Origin of the sequence: Synechococcus sp. R55.7 (genome assembly GCF_047461955.1) — a bacterium.
Lineage (GTDB): Bacteria > Cyanobacteriota > Cyanobacteriia > Thermostichales > Thermostichaceae > Thermostichus.
In genome coordinates this window covers 1-4600 of record NZ_JANSIC010000210.1, presented here as the reverse complement: position 1 = coordinate 4600, position 4600 = coordinate 1, and the positions used below count along the sequence as shown (strand labels likewise).

General features: G+C 61.1%; 3 protein-coding genes. 2 read left to right on the top strand and 1 reads right to left on the bottom strand.

All coding sequences use genetic code 11. The features are described from left to right. Positions 1-32: 32 nt before the first annotated feature. A complete protein-coding gene (locus NW820_RS10385) occupies positions 33-1853 on the bottom strand; it encodes a DUF1565 domain-containing protein (protein ID WP_414407439.1) in 1821 nt (606 codons plus the stop codon). Positions 1854-2018: 165 nt separating this feature from the next. On the opposite strand from NW820_RS10385, the gene NW820_RS10380 reads away from it, so the two are divergent. Beyond that, a complete protein-coding gene (locus tag NW820_RS10380) occupies positions 2019-3242 on the top strand; it encodes a pentapeptide repeat-containing protein (RefSeq protein WP_414407438.1) in 1224 nt (407 codons plus the stop codon). A 108-nt stretch (positions 3243-3350) separates the two neighbouring features. Further along, the gene (locus NW820_RS10375; RefSeq protein ID WP_414407437.1) at positions 3351-4463 is read left to right on the top strand and encodes an LptF/LptG family permease; all 1113 of its coding nucleotides are present in this window, start codon (positions 3351-3353) and stop codon (positions 4461-4463) included. Positions 4464-4600: the final 137 nt, after the last annotated feature.

Below are 4600 nucleotides of genomic sequence, written 5' to 3'. Positions count from 1 at the left end.
ATGGAGAAGCAAGCCGGCAGTGTGGGGGGTCGCTAGCGGAAAATCATCTCGGCAACTGCCTCAAAGCCGGCATCCAACAGCCGATCCAAGACCGACTGGGCCTGGCTGCGACTGTCGTACAGGCCCGCCTGCAACACTGTTCTGCCGTTGAAAACCGTTTCCACCGCCTCGGGGATGAGCTGCCGCAATCGGTTCAAGTCATCGCTGCTCTTGGGGGTCACCAACACGCGAAATTGAGTTGCCGTTCGCGTTGGCGAAACGGAGTCGTTACCCACAGCAACCACAGGGGGGGCAACTGGAGTTGTAGTGGGAGCAGAGGGAGTGGCCGGGATCCCTGCCGATGAGCGACGGGCCGGCGGGGGCAGAAGGGTGGTGATATCTGTGAGGGGAGCCGACGGTGGCCTGGGAACAGGGTCAGCCGGCTGGGCAGGTGTGGTAGAGCCATCGGGGGTGAAGGGGACAGCCACAAACTGCTCCCCCGGAGGTTGGGGCTGGGGAGTTGCCTGAGGGCTGGAGGGATCTGGCAAGATGCGCCCTCCGGATCCTTGGGGCGGAGAGGGGGGAACCGGGGCAGTAGACTGGGGCACCGTCACAACCGGTAAGGTGGAGGGGGTCTCAGCGGCTGGCCGGGGATCCCTGGGAGTAGCCGGCTGGGCCGGAGCGCTGGGCAGAGCCAAAGTGCCAGGGGCAATGGGGCGGGGAGCGCTGTCGGGAAGGGCGGCAACGGTGGTTTGACCGGACAGATCCAGATCCCCTTTGACCTGGCCCCGCAGTTGGTTGCCGTTGGCATTGAGGCGCAGGCCGCGGGTGGCGTTGTTGATATCGTATTGGCCGTTGCCCTCAAAGATGTTGTTGCCGGGATCCGTGGCCGTGCCCAAATCCGGCTGGGCAGTGGTGATGGCGGTGAGGCCGGTCTCCAAGTTCTGGGCGATGAGATTGTTGCGCAGGATGGGCCTGGAGCTGCCCCCGACGATCACGCCAGTACGGTTCTGCAGGATGCGGTTGTTGCGCACAATAGGCGCCGAGCGCTGGTCGATGGTGATGCCAAAGCCGGTCTCCTGGAACAGGTTATTGATGATGGTGGGCTGGGAGGTGCCCAAGACGGAAATGCCGTTGGCCCCGTTTTTATAGAAGCGGTTGCCCTCCACCCAGGGATTGGAAGCGCCGGCAATGAAGATCCCATCGTGGATGCTGCCCACAAAGCTGTTGTTGAGAATGCGCGGGGAGGCAGATTCCACCCAGAGGGCATAGCCGCGCCGCCCCTGGTTGCGCAGGGTAATTCCTCGCACTTCTGCGCCGGTCTCTGCCAGCAGAGCAACATTTTGTCGGCCTAGGGTCGGGCTCATGTAGGTACCGCCGCCGGTGATGAGATAGCCCTCTCCCAAGGTGGACTCGTCCCCACGCAAGGTGAGGCCGGCTTTCAGACGGATGGGGAAGGTTTCGCCGCTCTCCTCGCTATATACCCCGGGAAAAAGCTGAATGACGCTGCCAGCCTCAGCCCGCTGAATGGCATAAGTAATCGTCTTGAAGGGGTTATTGCGGGATCCATCCCCACGGGTATCGCTGCCGTTGGCTGCATCCACGAAAATGGCCGGGCGATTGTCCGGGAGCGGGGGAGCTTGAGGCAGGGTCTGCTCGCCGGTAATACCAGTGTCCAGGGAAGTTTGCGCCCAGCCGGGATCCAACTTTGCTGTCAGCAGTAAGGTGGTGCCAAGCATCAGAGAGGTTGCCAGCCGCGTCAGCATTGCAGAACGATGGCGCTGCGCCCGCAGGCCGGGCAGGACTGCTGTAGATTGGTGTTCGCCGGATTTCTGCAGACCAATAGGCAGTAAGGACAATAAGGAAGAGATCATGGTGGTTATCCTCACACCAGGCTGGGCTAGAGAAGAAAGGCCGAGGTTATCCTACCAAACTGAGCAGGCAGGGGCCTGCCCTATTCTCCAACTCTAAATACGGACTAACGCAGGCTTTTTTTGCAAGTCTAACACTAGCCCTAGAGTAACCTCCCTGCTTGCGCCATGACCTACAAAACCCTTGTCCCCGAACATCTGCCCCAAGAGCCGTCGCTGCTTGAATCCGGGATCCTGCTGTCTCCGGTCTCACCGTGGCAACCCCTGATTCATCTGCTGCTGTTGGGGATCCCGGCCTTCTTGCTGCTCTTGGGAAAGCTGATGGCTCAGCCGGTCTTGGGCTGGGGGGCGGTGCTGGCTTGGCTGGGCCTGGCGGGCTGGTGGGGGCGATCGCTTTGGGCTCAGATCGGACGCCGTCTTTGGCAGTGGCTGACCACTTGGCCTCAATTGGCCTGGGCGGGAGTGGCCCTCAGCTTGGCCCTGATGGGAGGGGTTGCCGGGAGCGGGCTGTTTTCTGCCTTGGGATCCCTGAGTTGGGAAGCAATTGGGGCTTTGGGAGAAGTGTTCGGGGCCACAGGCCAAATCTTGATTGCCATCCTGGCTGCCTACATTGCCTGGCGGCAGTACATCATCTCCCGCGATCTCACCATTCAGCAGAATATCATTACCCAGCAGCAGACCATCGACGCCTACTTTGAAGGCATTTCCAACCTGGTCTTGTCTCCCGATGGGCAGTTGGACGATTGGCCCCTGGAGCGGGCCATTGCTGCCGGGCGCACGGCTGCTTTGTTGAACGGGGTGGATCGCTTCGGCAAAGCCAAGATCCTGCGCTTTCTCTCCACCGCTAACCTGCTCAGCCCTCTGCGGCGAGACGAACACCTGGGCCGACCTATCCTGGATGGCAAGGGGGGCTACCAGCGGGATCGCCTGCACGGGATCCGAGTGGTCAACCTGGGCACGATGCTGGAGGGAGCCGACCTGCATGGCACCCTGTTGCGGGCGGTGGATTTCAGCGAAGCCAGCCTGGAGCGGGCCAACCTGAGCGGCTGCGATCTCAGCCACACCAATCTGTGCGGAGCTAACTTGCGGAATGCCGACCTGCGCGGGGCCGATCTCTACCGCGCTTTGCTGTTTGTGGGATCCCCTCAGACAGCTTCCCCTGCTCAGCCAGGGCAAAAGCCCGATTTCAAGACCGGGGCCTACACCGGAGCTATCGTGGCAGGGGCAGATTTCCGCCAGGCTCGCCGCCTTTCCCCCGAACAGCGGGCCTACCTGGTCACCTGGGGTGCCGAGCTGGATCCCGCGTCCGAACCTCCCCTCAACTCTCCTCAGCCGCGTTTGGATCCTGCCGACAAAACGGAGTCGTTTCCCCCACCTGCCCCAAGCCCTTGAGCGAGAATAAATCGATAAGCCTGGTTCAGGGCTTTTGCCGCCGATTCTTCGGCTATTGCAACTCGCCTCTCCCTTGGGGAGAAGGGCGATCCCTTTCAATTCTCAAACATGGCACGGTTGCTCACCAAGTTCTGGCTGCTGGAGCGCTATCTGTTTGGGGAGATGCTCACCCCGGTGCTGGCCGGTATTGCAGGGGGAACCCTGCTGCTGCTGGTGGGCCGACTGTTTACCCTGGCCGAGCGGCTGGTCGAGGGATCCGTCCCCCCCCTGACGGTGTTGCGCCTCTTGGTTTTGGATCTGCCGGAGATGGTGGTGCTGGGTATGCCCATTGCCGCCTTTTTTGCCACCATGCTCACCTTGGGCAAGCTGAGCGGCAACAGCGAGATCACCGCTATGCGGGCAGCCGGGATCCCGTTTAGCCGGATTTTCCGGCCCCTGCTGCTGGTGGGGTTGGCCATGAGCTTGAGCGCTTTTTTCATTAGCAACGTGCTGCTGCCGGCCAGTAAACAGCAAATCCGCCAGATCGATCAGCAAGCTTTGCTGGCCCAGGCCACCACCCCGGTGCAATACGATGTCTTTTTCAAAACCGAAGACAACCTCTGGTTCTTCATCCGCCAAGTGGATCCCCGGTTAAATACGATGCAAGATGTTACGATTTTGCGGGTGGATCCCTTGCCGGGAGGCAAATACCAGTTGGCGGAAGTGACCTTGGCCGCTCAGGCAGTGTGGAACGGACTGGAGTGGAGCCTCAGCGAAGGAGCGACCCACCTTTACGGCCCCACGGGTCTCAGCATTGCCGAGCAAACGTTTCATCGCAAGCCGCTGCAAGTTTCCCAGGATCTGGCTACCCTAATGCAGCCGCCGGTTCCCCCCAGCGAGTTGAGCTTGCCGGAGCTGGCGGAGCGGATTTCCCGTTTGGCCCGCTCCAATCTCAATACTCAGGCTCTGCGCACCGAGTTCCACATGCGCTTCTCCCTGCCCTTGGCCAGCTTTTTTGCCGTGCTGATTTCGCTCCCCCTGGGATCCAGCACTGCCCGGCGGGTGGGACGCTACGGGGGCGTCGTCTTCGGGATCCTGTTGGTGTTTGGCTACTACGTGGTTCTGAGCGTGTCTCGCAGCTTGGGAGAAGTGGGAGCCCTTCCCCCTTGGGCGGCAGCCTGGAGCTTCAACATCTTGTTCGGCGGCATCGGACTGGTGCTGCTGGCCCGTTTCCTGCGCTAGGGATCCACCCTAGAATCCGCCAGTCTCAGTTCTCAAGGATGTCTCGAAGAAGGCAGGGATCAACTTTCCTTTCTCTCTCCTCTCGCCTCGCGTAGCTCAGGTTTCCGTCCCCTTGCGGGGAAAAGGTAGGGATCAAC

What these genes read in the sequence shown, in the direction of transcription:
- NW820_RS10375 (WP_414407437.1), top strand. Translation starts at nt 3,351, where the DNA reads ATGGCACGGTTGCTCACCAAGTTCTGGCTGCTGGAGCGCTATCTGTTT.
- NW820_RS10380 (WP_414407438.1), top strand. Translation starts at nt 2,019, where the DNA reads ATGACCTACAAAACCCTTGTCCCCGAACATCTGCCCCAAGAGCCGTCG.
- NW820_RS10385 (WP_414407439.1), bottom strand. Translation starts at nt 1,853, where the DNA reads ATGATCTCTTCCTTATTGTCCTTACTGCCTATTGGTCTGCAGAAATCC.